Here is a 14,242-nt window from a genome sequence, read left to right as displayed (position 1 = left end):
GTTGGTCCGGGGCGGGGTTTGCGTTTTTTGTGGGGGGGGGTGCGTAGCCGAGAATACAAAATCCTACCGCTCCTTACCCCCCTGTGCCAGGGGTCCCCCCCCAAAAAACAGGCGTGGGGGTGGCCAGATTTTTGTCCGCCGGCCCCCTGCCGGGCCAAATTCCGGCACGCCGGCCCGGGCCGCGGCTCTACAACACGGCAAAAAAAAAGACCTGCATCCTGCGATGCAGATCTCTTCAAGGTGGCGCCCGAAGTTGGACTCGAACCAACGACCCCCTGATTAACAGTCAAGTGCTCTAACCGGCTGAGCTATTCGGGCAGACGACTAGTATAACCACTCTTCACGCGCGATGGTAGGGGTGATTCGCAATCATTGCGGCGGCCCGGTACAACTGCTCGGCCACCACCAGACGCACCAGCATGTGGGGCAGCGTCAACGGTCCGATCGACCACTTCTCATCGGCCAGCGCGGAGACTTCCGGCGAATGCCCTTCCGGGCCGCCGATCAGGAAGGCAAGGTCCCTGCCCTGCCCGCGCCAATGCTCCAGGCGCTTTGCCAGCTGCTCGGAACTGAGCTGGCGGCCCGGCACATCCAGCGCGACCACGTAGGCATTCTTCGGCAGTGCGGCGATCACGCGCTTGCCTTCGTCTTCAGTGGCGCGGCGCGGATCACGGCCCTTGCCACGCAGGCCGGGCTCGATTTCCACCAGCTCGAACGGCAGCCAGTGCGACAGCCGCTTCTGGTACTCGGCGAAACCCTGCGCCACCCAGCTGGGTGCGCGTTCACCGGTAGCAATCAGGCGGGCTTTCATCAACGGTCCTCCAAAACGTCGACGGCGCCATCGGCGCCGTCGAAGGGATGCATCAACGTGAGGCTCAGGCCACTTCGTCGTCGCTGGACGGCGGCTGGTCGCCAACGGTCCACAGGCGCTCAAGTGCGTAGAACTCACGCACGCGCGGCAGCATCACATGCACGATCACGTCGCCCAGGTCGACCAGCACCCACTCGGCTTCGCGCTCGCCTTCAACACCCAGCGGCATCACGTCGAGATTCTTGGCGAAGCGCACGACTTCATCGGCGATCGACTTGACGTGGCGGGTCGAGGTGCCCGAAACGACGATCATGTAATCGGCAACGCTGGACCGGCCGCGCACGTCGATCTCGACCAGGTCCTTGGCCTTCAGGTCTTCGGTGGCTTGGCGGACGCTGGCCAGCAGTTCCGGCACGGAAGGCGGCGGGCTGGGCAGATCGACCTTGATGGTCTGGGGCTGGGTCTGGTTGCTCAAAGTGGATCGACTCGATAAACGTGGGGGCGATTATACGGGCAAGCCGGGGCGGCGGCATTCACGGCGTAGGGGAGCGGTACAGGCCATGCGCGGCCACGTAGTCGGCCACGGCCGGTGGCAGCAACGCCCGCCAGGGGCCACCGGCGGCGATCTGCGCACGCACGGCACTGGCCGATTCCTCGCGCAGCGGGTGATGCAGGCGCAGGATGCGCCCGGCCGGACTGGCAAACAGGGCCTGCTCGTTGTCGGCCCAGCGTCCTTCCAGCGCGCGGCCCAGTTCGCCATCCACCGAGGCCTGCAGGGGACTGCCCGGGCGCTCGGCCACCACGAAATGGGCCAGCCCGAACAGCGCCTCCCATTCGTGCCAGCGGGTCAGGCCCAGCAGGCTGTCGGCACCGACCAGCCAGGCCAGCGGCCGGCTGGGGCCCAGTTCACCGCGCAGCTCGCGCAGGGTGTCGACGGTGTAGGACGGGCGGCCCGGGAAACGCAGCGCCCGGTCCAGCTCGCGATGATCCAGCAGCAGGCCGGGTTCATCGCCGATGGCCAGCGAGAGCATGGTGAAGCGCTGGTCAGCGGTTGCACCCGGCACCGCGCGATGCGGCGGATCAGCCGCTGGCAGCATGCGTACAGCGACCTGCAGTTCGTCACGGGCAGCACGCGCGATGGCGAGGTGCCCGAGGTGCACCGGATCGAAGGTGCCCCCGTAATAGATCCGCAGGCTCATCACTCAGGCCCGCACCAGCAGGCGCACGGCACGCGGTTCGGCCACGGCTACCAGCAGGCGTTCCAGCGCCAGCCAGGCGTCGCCGTCGGCGCGCCCCTTGGCGATACGGTCGACCAGTCCGGCCTCGGCCACGAAACGTTCCCAGCGCTTGCCCTCGGGGTGCCGCTGCAGCGCACGCTTGTAGGGCGCTTGTCGCGATTCCCAGATGCCGCGCGATTTCATTTCGGCGGCCAGATTGCCGCCGCGCGCCTGTACCCGGGCCAGGCCGGCACCGGCCAACAGCTCGCGGATCACCATCGGCATCAGTGCGGCCACCGCCTCGCCTTCGCCACGCAGGCCGGCCAGCATGCGCAGCACCGCCGGCGGCTGGCCGGAGAACGTGGCCTCCAGCAGCCGGAAGACGTCATAGCGCGCGGCGTCGGCCACCAGCGCTTCCATCCGTTCCACGTCCAGTGGCTGGCCGTCGGCCAGCAGCGCCAGCTTGTCGATTTCCTGCGCGGCGGCCAGCAGGTTGCCTTCCACCCGCTCGGCCAACCGCTGCACCGCGGCAGGGTCGGCACGCAGGCCCTTGCCACGCAGGCGGCGCTCGATCCAGTCCGGCAGTTCGTGCGGCTTGATCGCCCAGGCCACCGACAGCACACCGATGCGATTGACCGCCTCGGCCCACTTGCCCTGGTGGACCTTGCTCCATTCGTTGGCGGTAATCATCAGCACCACGTCCGGTGCCGGGTTGGCGCAGAACTGGCTGATCACCTCGGCGCCATCCTTGCCCGGCTTGCCACTGGGCAGGCGTACCTCGACCAGGCGGCGGGCACTGAACAGGCTGGGCGCATTGAAACTGGCGTCGAGCTGGTTCCAGTCGAAATCGCGGCCATCGGCGTCGAACACCTCGCGCTCGCCGATACCGGCGGCGCGCGCGCGCGCACGGATGGCGTCGGCTGCCTCGAGCACGCGCAGGGTTTCCGGGCCGGCAATCAGGTAGACCGGCGCCAGCGGGGTGTCAGCGCCCTGGCTGGCCAGCTGCTCCGGACGCAGTTCCATCGTCGCGACTCAGTGCTTGGCTGCGGGAACCGGCTCGGCCGGCTCCGCGCCTTCAACCGGCTTGGCCTTCGGCGCCGTCAGGCTGCCGCCCTTCTCGATCTCGGCACGCACCACGCTGTCGATGCGGCGGATGATCGACGCGGACATTTCCCGTCGCAGCTCATCGGCCAGGATTTCGCGTTCGGTGGTGGTACCGGTGGCGTCGGTCGGCGGCGACACGTAGTCGCGCGACAGTTCGATCACCTGCTGCGGCACCAGCTCGCTGCCATCCTCGCGACGGAAGATGAAGATCACCGCATAGCGCAGGCTGTACTCCTGCGCACGGCCCTGCGAGTCGATGGCGATCGGCAGGTCACCCCAGCGTTCGGACAGCACCTGAAGCTGGGTGCTGGGCCCCTTGCTGTCCTCGGCGGCCAGCTTGGCACCGGATGCCAGCAGGCTGCGATTGAGCAGCTTGACCAGTTCACTGTAAGGCGCGGTGGAGACCACCTTCACCGGCGCCGTATCGGTCGGCAGCATCAGCTTGTTGCGCAGATGGAAACCGCAGCCGGCAAGGCCGAGGACAAGAACGAGGGCAAGCAGGATTCGGGTCATGGAGACAGTCTGGCGGAGCCGGGCGATCACGGCAACACACAGCCTGCCCGAAGCCGCGTGAATGCAGGGCCATCAAGTGCATGGCCCCGCACCGGGAAGGTACCGGCCACCGCGGGGGTGGCCGGCCCAGGATGCATCAGGCAGCGACGATGTTCACGATCTTGCCCGGCACGATGATGATCTTGCGCACCGTCAGGCCTTCCATGAACTTGGCCGCATTCGGTTCGGCCAGGGCCAGTGCTTCGACCTGCTCGCGTGCAGCATCGGCGGCCACCTCGATGGTGCCACGCAGCTTGCCGTTGACCTGCACGGCCAGGGTCAGCGCGTCGCGCACCAGCGCACCGGCGTCGGCCTGCGGGAACGGCTGGTCTTCCAGCAGCGTTTCGCCATGGCCCAGCACCTGCCACAGGGCGTGGCTGGCATGCGGGGTGATCGGGTTCAGCAGCAGCACGATGGCCTGCAGCGCTTCCTGGCGCACCGCACGCCCCTGCTCGCTGCTGTCCTCGAACTTGGCCAGCGCGTTCATCAGTTCCATCACCGCCGCGATGGCGGTGTTGAAACTGTGGCGGCGGCCATAGTCGTCGCCGACCTTGCCGATGGTCTCGTGGGTCTTGCGACGCAGCGCCTTCTGGCTGGCATCCAGCGCGGCCACGTCCAGCGCCGGTGCGGCACCGTCAGCGGCATGCTTCTGCACCTGGGCCCACAGGCGGCGCAGGAAGCGCGCCATGCCGTCCACACCGGCCTCGTTCCACTCCAGCGACTGCTCCGGCGGGGCAGCGAACATCGAGAACAGGCGCACGGTGTCGGCACCGTACTTGTCGACCATCGCCTGCGGGTCCACGCCGTTGTTCTTCGACTTGGACATCTTCTCGGTGCCACCGACCACCACCGGCTGGCCATCGGCGATCAGCGTGGCGCCGGTGATGCGACCGCGCTCGTCGCGCTGCACTTCCACGTCGGCCGGGTTGATCCAGTCCTTCGAGCCGTCCGGGTTCGGGCGGTAGTAGGTCTCGGCGATCACCATGCCCTGGCACAGCAGGTTGCGTGCCGGTTCGTTGCTGTCCACCATCCGCGCGTCGCGCAGCAGCTTGTGGTAGAAGCGGAAATACATCAGGTGCAGGATCGCGTGCTCGATGCCACCGATGTACTGGTCGACCGGCAGCCAGTAGTTGCCACGCTTGTCGACCGCATCACGGGCGCCCGGCGAGGTGTAGCGGGCGTAGTACCAGCTCGACTCCATGAAGGTGTCGAAGGTGTCGGTCTCGCGCTCGGCCGTGCCGCCGCATTCCGGGCAGGTGGTCTTGCGCCATTCAGGATCGGTCTTGATCGGCGAACCGGTCCCCGAGAACGCCACGTCCTCCGGCAGCACCACCGGCAACTGCTCTTCCGGCACCGGCACCGCACCGCACTTGTCGCAGTAGATCACCGGAATCGGGCAGCCCCAGTAGCGCTGGCGGCTCACGCCCCAGTCGCGCAGGCGATAGTTGACGCGGCGCTGGCCCTGGGCCTTGCGCTCGAAACGTTCGGCCAGGGCTTCGAAGGCGCCCTGGAAATCCAGCCCATCGAACTCGGCCGAGTTGACCAGTTCGGTCTGGCGGGTCTTGTCGCTGTACCAGTCCTGCCAGCGGGCACCGTCCCAGGTGCGCTCGTCGTCGTTGCGCGGGTCCTTCAGGGCGATGACCTGCACGATCGGCAGGCCGTACTTGTTGGCCACTTCGTTGTCGCGCTGGTCATGGCCCGGAACAGCCATCACCGCACCGGTGCCGTAGCCCATCAGCACGAAGTTGGCGACCCACACCGGCACCTTCTCGCCGGTGACCGGATGGATGGCACGCAGGCCGGTATCCATGCCGCGCTTTTCCTGGGTCTCCAGCTCGGCCTCGGACACGCCGCCCTGCTTCATTTCCGACAGCAGCGCAGCCAGTTCCGGGTTGTTCTTCGCCGCGTGCAGCGCCAGCGGATGTTCGGCGGCGATCGACACGAAGGTCACGCCCATCACGGTATCCGGACGGGTGGTGAACACGCGCAGCGGATCCAGCACGCCGCCGTCGACGTCACGCACGTCGAACTGGATTTCCAGGCCCTCGGAGCGGCCGATCCAGTTGCGCTGCATGGTCTTGACCGAGTCCGGCCAGCCGTCCAGTTCATCCAGGCCGTCCAGCAGTTCCTGGGCGTAATCGGTGATGCGCAGGAACCACTGCGGGATCTCGCGCTTCTCGACCAGCGCGCCGGAACGCCAACCACGGCCGTCGATGACCTGCTCGTTGGCCAGCACGGTCTGGTCGACCGGATCCCAGTTCACCACCGCATTGCGGCGGTAGGCCAGGCCCTTGCGCATCAGGCGGGTGAACATGCGCTGCTCGTGGACGTAGTAGTCCGGGCGGCAGGTGGCGAATTCGCGCGACCAGTCCACCGCATAGCCCATGGCCTTGAACTGACCACGCATGTGCTCGATGTTCTTGTAGGTCCAGGCCGCCGGTGCGGTCTTGTTCTTGATTGCCGCGTTCTCCGCCGGCAGGCCGAACGCGTCCCAGCCCATCGGCTGCAGCACGTTGTGCCCAGTCATGCGCTTGTAGCGGCTGATCACGTCGCCGATCGTGTAGTTGCGCACGTGGCCCATGTGCAGCGCACCGGACGGGTACGGAAGCATCGACAGGCAGTAGTACTTCGGCTTGTCCGAAGTCTCGTCCACTTCGAAGGCACGGGTGGCGTCCCAGTACTGCTGGGCGGCGGATTCAACCTGCTGCGGGTCGTAGGCGTTGGTTTCAGCGCTGGTCATGGAACACGCGGATGCGGCGGCAAAGCGGTACAGCGTACCGCAGTGCGGCATGGGGCTCCAATCCCGGCCGCCGGCCAGTGCCGCCGCCGGCCCCCACGATCCGTCTCAGCGCGGTCGCGACAGCGGCAGCCCAACCACCAGCCACAGCGCCCAGCAGGCGAAGGCCACGCGCTGTGCCAGGGGTGCCGGCACCAGGCCCTGCAGGGCGAAGGCGGCCAGTGCCGCAAGCACCCCGCAGGCCACCAACAATCCCCCCTGGACACGCCCGTGCACCTGGCGCACGTTGAATATGCCCAGCAGCAGGGTACCGGCGACGAAGCCCAGCACCCAGATCATCCAGGCGCTGGCATGCAGCTGGCTGGCCGGCCCGTGCAGGTCGTCCACATCCAGCGGCAGCAGGCCCATCGCAGCGAATGCGAGCCCGGCCAGCAGCAGCATCTGGCTGCCGACCCGCGGCGCCCAGCCGGCCGTGGCAGGCAACCGCCGGCGCAGGCACTCGGCCACCACCCCCGCCAGCAGGCCCGGCAACACGAAGCCCAGCAGATTGAAGGCCAACGCGTGCGGCACGCCGTGTGCGCCCAGCAGGGCCACCGGGTGGCGGGCCTGTGCATAGCCGTCCAGGCCGGCGCCGAAGCCCAGCACCGCCAGCACGAACAGCAGTGCGGCGGCGAGGCCGGACAGGCGCAACAGGGAAGGCGGGGAGGTCATGCAGGCTCCGGGAGCAACGACGGCGGGAACGACGCATTGTCGGGCATTTGCCGCAGTCCGGGTTGAGACCGGCAGCGATCGTCACCATAGAATCGGTCTCCAGATGCCAATCGATGCCTCCCCCATGACCGAGACGACCTACGTATTCGACGCCACCACTGCGACCTTCGAGGCCGAAGTCCTGCAGAAGTCGCTGCAGACGCCGGTGCTGGTCGACTTCTGGGCCACGTGGTGCGGCCCCTGCAAGACCCTGGGCCCGATGCTGGAAAAGCTGGCCGCCGAATACAACGGCGCCTTCGAGCTGGCCAAGGTCGATGTCGACAAGGAACAGCAGATCGCGGCCGCCTTCCAGATCCGGTCGGTACCGACCGTGTTCCTGATCAAGGGCGGCCAGCTGGTGGACGGCTTCCCGGGTGCCATTCCGGAAGGCCAGCTGCGTGAATTCCTGGCCCAGCACGGCATCGTGCCGGCCGACATTGGTGACACTGCCACCGCGGATGAAGCACCGCTGGACCCGCAGGCGCAAGTTGACGTGCTGCGTGCGCAGATCGCCGCCGAGCCGGACAAGGACGAGCTGAAGCTTGACCTGGCCCTGGCCCTGCTGCAGATCGGCGGCGTGGACGAAGCCGGCACGCTGATCGACGGCCTGCCCGCCAACCTGGCCACCGACGACCGCGCCGTGCGCGCCCGCGCCCGCCTGTCCTTTGCCGCCGCGCTGAAGGACGCCCCGGCCGCCGAGGTGCTGGACGCGCGTATCGCCGCCGATGGCAAGGACCTCAAGGCCCGCCACCTGCGCGGCGTGCAGCTGCTGCTCGGCGGCCATGACGAAGCCGCGCTGGCGCAGTTCCTGGAAATGCTGCGGATCGACCGGAGTTTCGAGGAAGGCCTGCCGCGCAAGGCGCTGATCGACGCCTTCAATGTGATCTCCGACGAGGACCTGGTCGGCCAGTACCGCCGCAGGATGGCCTCCCTGCTGTTCTGAACGGGAGCCGGGTTCGTTCAGAATCCCTGCACTGGACGCAGGCAATAATGCGCGCGATGGCGGCCGTACGGCCGCCACGATCCGTTCGGGGGGATGAGGTCGGGGCCATGGGGTCTTGCAGCTGCACCCCCGCATTGCCGGGATTGCAAAACTGTGACCTTCGTCCGCTCGCTGTCGTCTGCCATGCGCTCCAAGGGCGCCCTGTTCTGTGCCCTCCTCCTGCTGCCGGCCATCGCCGCCGCGCAGGACTGGAACTACCGGGTCCGTCCCGGCGACACCCTGTGGGACCTGGGTGGCGTGTATCTGAAACCCTCGGTGCGCTGGCAACAGCTCCAGCAGCACAACCGCATCGATAACCCCTACCGGCTGCCGCCCGGCCAGCTGCTGCGCTTTCCCATCAGCTGGCTGCGCACCGAACCGGCGCCGGCGCGGGTGCTCTCGGTCCGCGGCAAGGTCGAACTGTCCGGTGGCGACGGCAGCGCCAGCCGCGCCATCCAGGCCGGCGAGCAGCTGCACATCGGTGACACCGTGCAGACCGAGGGCGAATCCAGCGTCACGCTGGAATTTGCCGATGCCTCGCGCCTGCAGCTGCGTGAGTACTCGCGCCTGCGCCTGGACCAGCTCAGCCGCTATGGCCACACCGGCATGGTGGACACTCGCCTGCGCCTGCAGCAGGGCCGCGCCAGCAATCGGGTAACGCCTGCGCGCGGCCCGGCATCGCGCTACATCATCGATGCGCCCACCGCCACCAGCAGCGTGCGCGGCACCGTCTTCCGGGTCAGTGCCGGCGACGGTCGTGATGTCGCGGCCACCGAGGTCCTGCAGGGCAAGGTGCAGGTCGGCAATACCCATGGCCAGCGCATGGTCCAACCGGGACAGGCCACCCGCAGCGGCAGTGCAGACGCCGCACCGGACGCAGTCTCCGCACTGCTGCCGGCACCGCAGCTGCGCAACGATGAACTGCGCCTGGCCCCGTTGCCCACGCTGCTGGCATGGTCTCCGGTCACCGGCGCCGCGCATTACCGCGTTGAAGTGGTACAGGCCGCCACGCCGGAGATCCTGCTGTTCGCTGCCACCACCACCGATACCCGCCTGGCCATCGGTGACCTGCCGCCGGGCCAGCTGCGCATCCTGCTGCGCGCGGTCGATGCTCAGGGTGTGGAAGGCATCGATGCCAGCGCCGACTTCGAACTCAGCGACCAGCCGCCACCGCCGCTGACACTGGCCCCGCTGCATGGACAGACAATCAACAGCGACCGCCCGCGTTTCCGCTGGAGCCAGGCCCCCGGTGCGCGCAGCAGCGTGCTGCAGATCGCGGCTGATTCCAGCTTCGTACAGCCACTGCAGGAACTGACCAGCACCGGCACCGATCTGCGCCTGGCGCAGCCATTGCCGCCGGGCCACTACTTCTGGCGGGTCGCCTCGCGCGATGCCAACGGCCACCAGGGACGCTATGGCCAGGCGCTGCCGCTGCAACTCAGCAATGAACCGGTCGATCCTGCGCTGCAACCGCCCGAGGCCGCGCATGGTGAACTGACCCTGCGCTGGCAGGCCGGCAGCGAAGGCCAGCGCTATCGCGTCCAGGTCGACCGCCGCGGCGACTTCAAGGCACCGCTGGTCGACGAAACCGTGGCCGAACCGCAGGTCAGCTTCAAGCGTCCGTGGCGCGGCACCCTCCACGTGCGCGTGCAGTACATCGACGATGACGGCCATGCCGGCGAGTTTTCGCCTGCCCAGCAGATCGCCCTGCCGTGTCGCCTCTGCTATGGCACCGGCGGTGGTGCCTTGCTGCTGTGGCTGCTGTTGTGAGGCGCTCGCCGCTGCCTTGGTCGAAGCGGATCCTGCTGGCCATGCTGGCCGGGATACTGACCATCGTCGCCAGCCAGGGCCAATGGCTGTGGCGGCAGGACGAGGCCTCCTACGACGCGATGGTCGGCAACTGGGACTATCGACCCGACCCGAGCGTTCTGATCGTGGCCATCGACGAAGGCAGCCTGCAACGCATCGGCCAATGGCCGTGGCCGCGCTCGGTCCACGCCCGGTTGCTGGACCGCCTGACCGATGCCGGTGCAGAACGGGTCGCGCTGGACCTGATGCTGTCCGAGCCGGACCGCCGCGACAGCCGCCAGGACGAGGCGCTGGCCGCGGCCATCCGTCGCAATGGCCGGGTGGTGCTACCGGTGCTGGCCGCACCGGCAGCCGGTGATCGCATGGCCGAGGAAATGCTGCCGGTTCCGCAGATCGCGGCCAGTGCCGCCGCCATCGGCCACACCGATGTTGAAGTGGACAGTGACGGCGTCGCCCGCGGCATCTACCTGCATGCAGGCATCGGCAAGGCGCATTGGCCGGCGCTCGGGCTGGCCCTGACCGGCCTGCCCTCCGGCGCGGTGCGCGGCCTGCCCGACCCCGACCCCGAGGTGGGCTCGCCCTATCAATGGCGCCGCAACGACTACGTGCGGGTGCGCTATGCCGGCCCCCCCGAGCAGTTGCCGCAGGTTTCCTACGCAGACGTACTCGATGGCCACGTGGACATGGCGATGCTGCATGGCCGCCGCATCATCGTCGGCATGACCGCCAGCGGCATCGCGCCGCGCCTGCTGACCCCGACCACCCGCGAGTTCTGGATGAGCGGCAGCGAGTACCAGGCCAACATCGCCTCGATGCTGCTGCAGCACAAGCAGATCGAGGTGCTGCCCCGCTTCTGGCAGCACGCCATCAGTGCTGTGCTGGTGGCGCTGTGCGTGATCCTGCTCGGCCTGCGCCTGCCGTGGCTGGCGGCGTTGTGTTCGCTGCCGCTTGCCCCTCTGCTGAGCTGGCTGCTGTTGCGCACCAGCAACCTCTGGTGGGCGCCGGCCACCGCCCTGCTGGGCATCCTGCTGGTACTGCTGGCCTGGGCGATCTGGCGGATTTCGGCCTGGCACCGGCAGGCCAACCGCGACGCACTGACCGGCCTTGGCAATCGCCTGCGCTTCGAACAGGCGTTGCAGCAGGAATGCGACGCCGCGCGACGCAACGGCAAGCCACTGAGCCTGGCGCTGATCGACGTCGACCACTTCAAGCGCCACAACGACCGCCATGGTCACCAGCTCGGCGACCGCGTGCTGCGGGACGTCGCCCGGTTGATCGGCGCGCATGCTCGGCGCCCGCGCGACATGGCCGCGCGTTACGGTGGCGATGAATTCGCGCTGGTATTGCCCGATACCCCGGCCGAGGGCGCGCGGCTCGTGATCCAGGACCTGATCGACTGCGTGCGTGCGTTGCCGGCACATGGTGATGGCAGCGACGACCGGGTCACGCTCACCATCGGCGTGTTCACCCGTGTCCCGGACGGCGAGCTGCAACCGCATCATTTCGTCGAAGGGGCCGACACCGCGCTGTACCAGGCCAAAGCGAATGGGCGCGACGGGTATGTGATCGACGGCAGCGCGTGACCGGCGCCACCGGGGTGCAACATACGCATGCGAATGGTTAGACTGGACACCTCGCCCAGCGCCCCCCGGATCCGCATGAACGCCCGCCTGTTCCGCTTCGGCATCAACCTCTGGCCGCCCTTCCTGTTCACCGGCATCCACGTCACCCGCATCACCCCCGACTACCGGCAGATCGATGTCGAGCTGCGCCTTCGGCCATGGAACCGCAACTACGTTGGTACCCACTTCGGCGGCAGCCTTTTCGCGATGACCGATCCGTTCTGGATGCTCGGCCTGCTGCACATCCTCGGCCGCGACTACTACGTGTGGGACCGCGCAGGCGCCATCGACTTCCTCAAGCCCGGCCGTGGCACCGTACGCACATCATTCCGCATCGATGACGCGCTGCTGGACGAACTTCGCGCCGAGGCCGCCAGCGGCGACAAGGTGCTGCGCTGGTTCAGCAACGACGTGGTGGATGAAAGCGGCGAGGTGGTCGCACAGGTCCGCAAGCAGGTGTACCTGCGCCTGAAGCCGCACGCGCGCTGATCCTCCGCACAGGCGCTATCCTCTGGCCCCCTGCCATGGAGGCTCCGATGCGTCCCTACACCCTTGCAGCACTGCTGAGCCCCCTGCCCTGCGCGGCCCATGCACTCGACCTGCCGCCGGTGCAGTACCCGACGCTGCCGGCCCAGGCGGCCACTGCCACCGGCTTCGTGCCCGAGGGCTGGACGCTGGAGTCCAGCATCGAAGGCGATCTCGACCGGGATGGCCGCGCGGACCTGGTGCTGGTGCTGCGCCAGCAGGATCCGCGCAATGTCATCGAGCACGATGGCTTCGGCCCATCGCCTTACGACAGCAACCCGCGCATTCTCGCCGTGGCGTGGTCACGCCCGGCCGGCTATGTGCTGGCGGTGCAGGACCACCATCTGATTCCTCGGCCGGACAACCCGGTGATGAGCGACCCGCTTGAAGATGGCGGTGTCAGCATCCAGCGCGGCACGTTGAGGGTGGCGCTGTTTTCCTTCTCCAGCGCGGGAAGCTGGTCGATGGGTACCACCGCCTTCACCTTCCGCTGGCAGGACGATGCCTTCGCGCTGATCGGCTATGACCAGAACTCGGTGATGCGCAATTCAGGACAGGCCACCTCGGTGAGCGTGAATTTTTCCACGCGCAAGGTGAAGCGGACCGAGGGCAGCATCGAGGACGACAAGGAAAGCGTGCGCTGGCAGCCACTGCGCGGCAGCCGCCGCTGGACGCTGCAGACCGTTGGTGATGGCTGGGTGTTCGATCCGCAGGCCGGCGGCGACTGACCCGCCGCTCAGTCGCGGGCAGCGGCGGTTGGGGCGGCGCCGGCCGCCAACGGCACCGACAGCCACGGGCTTTCGTCGTTGCCGCGGGTGGGCGAGCGACGCGGTACCTGCAGGGAACGCCCGTTGGCGGACAGCTGTGGCGCCCGCACCGGCGAGGCAAACTGCGCCGGCAACCGTTGCAGCGCCTCCACCGGGTCCCCCGCCTGCTGCCGCAGCCAGCGTTGCGCGCCCAGCAGGCGCAGCATCGCCGCGGCATCCTGGGTGCGCGACGAATAGGCGGGATAGACCGGGCCAGCGATGTCGGTCAGCACGCAGCCCATCACGTTCGACAGGCACCCGAAGTCATGCTGCAGCGGCGCCGCTACCGGCAGCGGGCGGTCCGCCTCCAGTGCCGCGGTCGCTGCCGCCCCACAGGCCCAGCCCAGATTGCCCGCCACGCGCGCCAGCGTACTACTGCGGTCCAGCACCAGGACCCCGCCAAATTCCTGGGCCGAAGACGCGATTGCCGCGCGGCTCATCGCGTACTCGCCCTGCATTGCACGGCACAGGCTCTGCTCGTCGGCCCGCATCGGCTGCATGGCGCGTTCGCATTCGGCCGGCAGCGGGTGGTCGGCAGGCAGTTCCACCAGCATGTCGGCCAGCAGCTGCGCATTGGCCTGCACCAGGCTGGCGCCGATGATGCTCTCGACCAGATAGCTGCCACCGGGCACCAGCCGACGACCCAGCTGCAGGCCACGGCAGCTGCCACGCAGCGCGCCATCGATGTCCCCCTGCACATAGGCCAGTGCGCGTGCACTGGTGGCATCGAGCATCAACCCGTAGGTCGGCAGCGGCACCATGATGCCGTCGCCCTTCGGTCTGAACGGCGACACGAAGTGGTCCGCTTCGGCCAGCGCGTCCAGCCGTGCGTGCAGCTGGCGATGGCCGGCATGGGCCTCGGCAAACCGCTGCGGATCGGCCCGCACCTGTGCCAGGCAGTCGCGGGCGCTGGGCCCGCAGCTGGCGGACGCCCGCGCGCGCAGTTCGGCGTGGTTCGCCGCAAGGTGAGACGGGGTGAGGTTGCCACCGCGCGGGTCGGCCTCCCAGCGCCGCACATCCTCGGCCAGCGCCTGCTCGCGCTGACCGGCATCCAGGTCGTCAAAGGCCAGTGTCCACAACAGCGGATAGCCATTGCGCCCGTTCGCCGGCAGCCGCGCCTCCAGCCGTTGCTGCGCCTGCAATCGCGATTCCGGCACCGGCCACATGCGTGAGGCACACCACACCACGATGGCCAGCACCAGCAGGCCCGCCAGGGTCCACCCCAGTCCGCGCAGAATCTTCAACACAGCTTCCCTTCCATGGCTCGTTGCCGCAGTCGATCCGCCAGCGTAATCGACCGGCAGTGACCGCTACAATGCGCACATGT

13 protein-coding genes and 1 tRNA gene are annotated in these 14,242 nt (G+C 68.2%); 5 read left to right on the top strand and 9 right to left on the bottom strand.

Going from position 1 to position 14,242, the window contains the following annotated elements:
• Positions 1-241: 241 nt before the first annotated feature.
• From QRO91_RS16655 to QRO91_RS16620, 8 genes are all read right to left on the bottom strand, one after another.
• Positions 242-318: transfer RNA gene (locus QRO91_RS16655), tRNA-Asn, on the bottom strand.
• A gap of 22 nt (positions 319-340) precedes the next feature.
• Positions 341-811 (bottom strand): 23S rRNA (pseudouridine(1915)-N(3))-methyltransferase RlmH, encoded by a 471-nt coding sequence (rlmH, locus tag QRO91_RS16650; RefSeq protein WP_049427744.1) that lies wholly within the window; start codon positions 809-811, stop codon positions 341-343.
• Between the two features lie 64 nt (positions 812-875).
• Positions 876-1,286, bottom strand: a complete 411-nt coding sequence (gene rsfS, locus QRO91_RS16645) for a ribosome silencing factor (RefSeq protein WP_005410536.1) — start codon at positions 1,284-1,286, stop codon at positions 876-878.
• Positions 1,287-1,344: 58 nt separating this feature from the next.
• Positions 1,345-2,013 carry a nicotinate-nucleotide adenylyltransferase gene (gene nadD, locus QRO91_RS16640; RefSeq protein WP_180848985.1) on the bottom strand — a complete coding sequence of 223 codons (669 nt, stop codon included), beginning with the start codon at positions 2,011-2,013 and terminating at the stop codon, positions 1,345-1,347.
• Positions 2,014-3,051, bottom strand: coding sequence for a DNA polymerase III subunit delta (holA, locus tag QRO91_RS16635; protein WP_197650647.1), 1,038 nt, complete (start codon positions 3,049-3,051; stop codon positions 2,014-2,016). It abuts the gene before it with no gap.
• A gap of 9 nt (positions 3,052-3,060) precedes the next feature.
• The gene (gene lptE / locus QRO91_RS16630; RefSeq protein WP_049427736.1) at positions 3,061-3,645 is read right to left on the bottom strand and encodes an LPS assembly lipoprotein LptE; all 585 of its coding nucleotides are present in this window, start codon (positions 3,643-3,645) and stop codon (positions 3,061-3,063) included.
• A gap of 136 nt (positions 3,646-3,781) precedes the next feature.
• The gene (leuS, locus tag QRO91_RS16625) at positions 3,782-6,424 is read right to left on the bottom strand and encodes a leucine--tRNA ligase (RefSeq protein ID WP_049427747.1); all 2,643 of its coding nucleotides are present in this window, start codon (positions 6,422-6,424) and stop codon (positions 3,782-3,784) included.
• 105 nt (positions 6,425-6,529) lie between these two features.
• Positions 6,530-7,132: a DUF998 domain-containing protein gene (locus QRO91_RS16620; protein ID WP_049427734.1), complete on the bottom strand. Its 603-nt coding sequence runs from the start codon at positions 7,130-7,132 to the stop codon at positions 6,530-6,532.
• Between the two features lie 124 nt (positions 7,133-7,256).
• On the opposite strand from QRO91_RS16620, the gene trxA reads away from it, so the two are divergent.
• From trxA to QRO91_RS16595, 5 genes are all read left to right on the top strand, one after another.
• Positions 7,257-8,114 (top strand): thioredoxin, encoded by an 858-nt coding sequence (trxA, locus tag QRO91_RS16615; RefSeq protein ID WP_049427732.1) that lies wholly within the window; start codon positions 7,257-7,259, stop codon positions 8,112-8,114.
• 153 nt (positions 8,115-8,267) lie between these two features.
• Positions 8,268-9,923, top strand: coding sequence for a FecR domain-containing protein (locus tag QRO91_RS16610; protein ID WP_049427729.1), 1,656 nt, complete (start codon positions 8,268-8,270; stop codon positions 9,921-9,923).
• A complete protein-coding gene (locus tag QRO91_RS16605) occupies positions 9,920-11,545 on the top strand; it encodes a CHASE2 domain-containing protein (protein ID WP_049427727.1) in 1,626 nt (541 codons plus the stop codon). The genes QRO91_RS16610 and QRO91_RS16605 overlap by 4 nt, the downstream gene beginning before the upstream one ends.
• Positions 11,546-11,620: 75 nt before the next feature.
• Positions 11,621-12,073: a DUF4442 domain-containing protein gene (locus QRO91_RS16600; RefSeq protein ID WP_049427725.1), complete on the top strand. Its 453-nt coding sequence runs from the start codon at positions 11,621-11,623 to the stop codon at positions 12,071-12,073.
• A gap of 47 nt (positions 12,074-12,120) precedes the next feature.
• Entirely contained in the window at positions 12,121-12,837 is a 717-nt protein-coding gene (locus QRO91_RS16595; RefSeq protein WP_049427723.1) for a hypothetical protein, read from the top strand.
• A gap of 8 nt (positions 12,838-12,845) precedes the next feature.
• Here the strand turns inward: QRO91_RS16595 and QRO91_RS16590 are convergent, their stop codons facing one another.
• A complete protein-coding gene (locus tag QRO91_RS16590) occupies positions 12,846-14,162 on the bottom strand; it encodes a hypothetical protein (protein ID WP_049427721.1) in 1,317 nt (438 codons plus the stop codon).
• Positions 14,163-14,242 lie beyond the last annotated feature (80 nt).

Origin of the sequence: Stenotrophomonas maltophilia group sp. Smal32 (assembly GCF_030237085.1) — a bacterium.
GTDB lineage: Bacteria > Pseudomonadota > Gammaproteobacteria > Xanthomonadales > Xanthomonadaceae > Stenotrophomonas > Stenotrophomonas maltophilia_Q.
This window is presented reverse-complemented; position numbering and strand designations above follow the sequence as displayed.

Bases quoted from the DNA above. Each gene is read 5' to 3' on its own strand.
- rlmH (WP_049427744.1), bottom strand. From the start codon at position 811: ATGAAAGCCCGCCTGATTGCTACCGGTGAACGCGCACCCAGCTGGGTG.
- holA (WP_197650647.1), bottom strand. From the start codon at position 3,051: ATGGAACTGCGTCCGGAGCAGCTGGCCAGCCAGGGCGCTGACACCCCG.
- lptE (WP_049427736.1), bottom strand. From the start codon at position 3,645: ATGACCCGAATCCTGCTTGCCCTCGTTCTTGTCCTCGGCCTTGCCGGC.
- leuS (WP_049427747.1), bottom strand. From the start codon at position 6,424: ATGACCAGCGCTGAAACCAACGCCTACGACCCGCAGCAGGTTGAATCC.
- QRO91_RS16620 (WP_049427734.1), bottom strand. From the start codon at position 7,132: ATGACCTCCCCGCCTTCCCTGTTGCGCCTGTCCGGCCTCGCCGCCGCA.
- trxA (WP_049427732.1), top strand. From the start codon at position 7,257: ATGACCGAGACGACCTACGTATTCGACGCCACCACTGCGACCTTCGAG.
- QRO91_RS16600 (WP_049427725.1), top strand. From the start codon at position 11,621: ATGAACGCCCGCCTGTTCCGCTTCGGCATCAACCTCTGGCCGCCCTTC.
- QRO91_RS16595 (WP_049427723.1), top strand. From the start codon at position 12,121: ATGCGTCCCTACACCCTTGCAGCACTGCTGAGCCCCCTGCCCTGCGCG.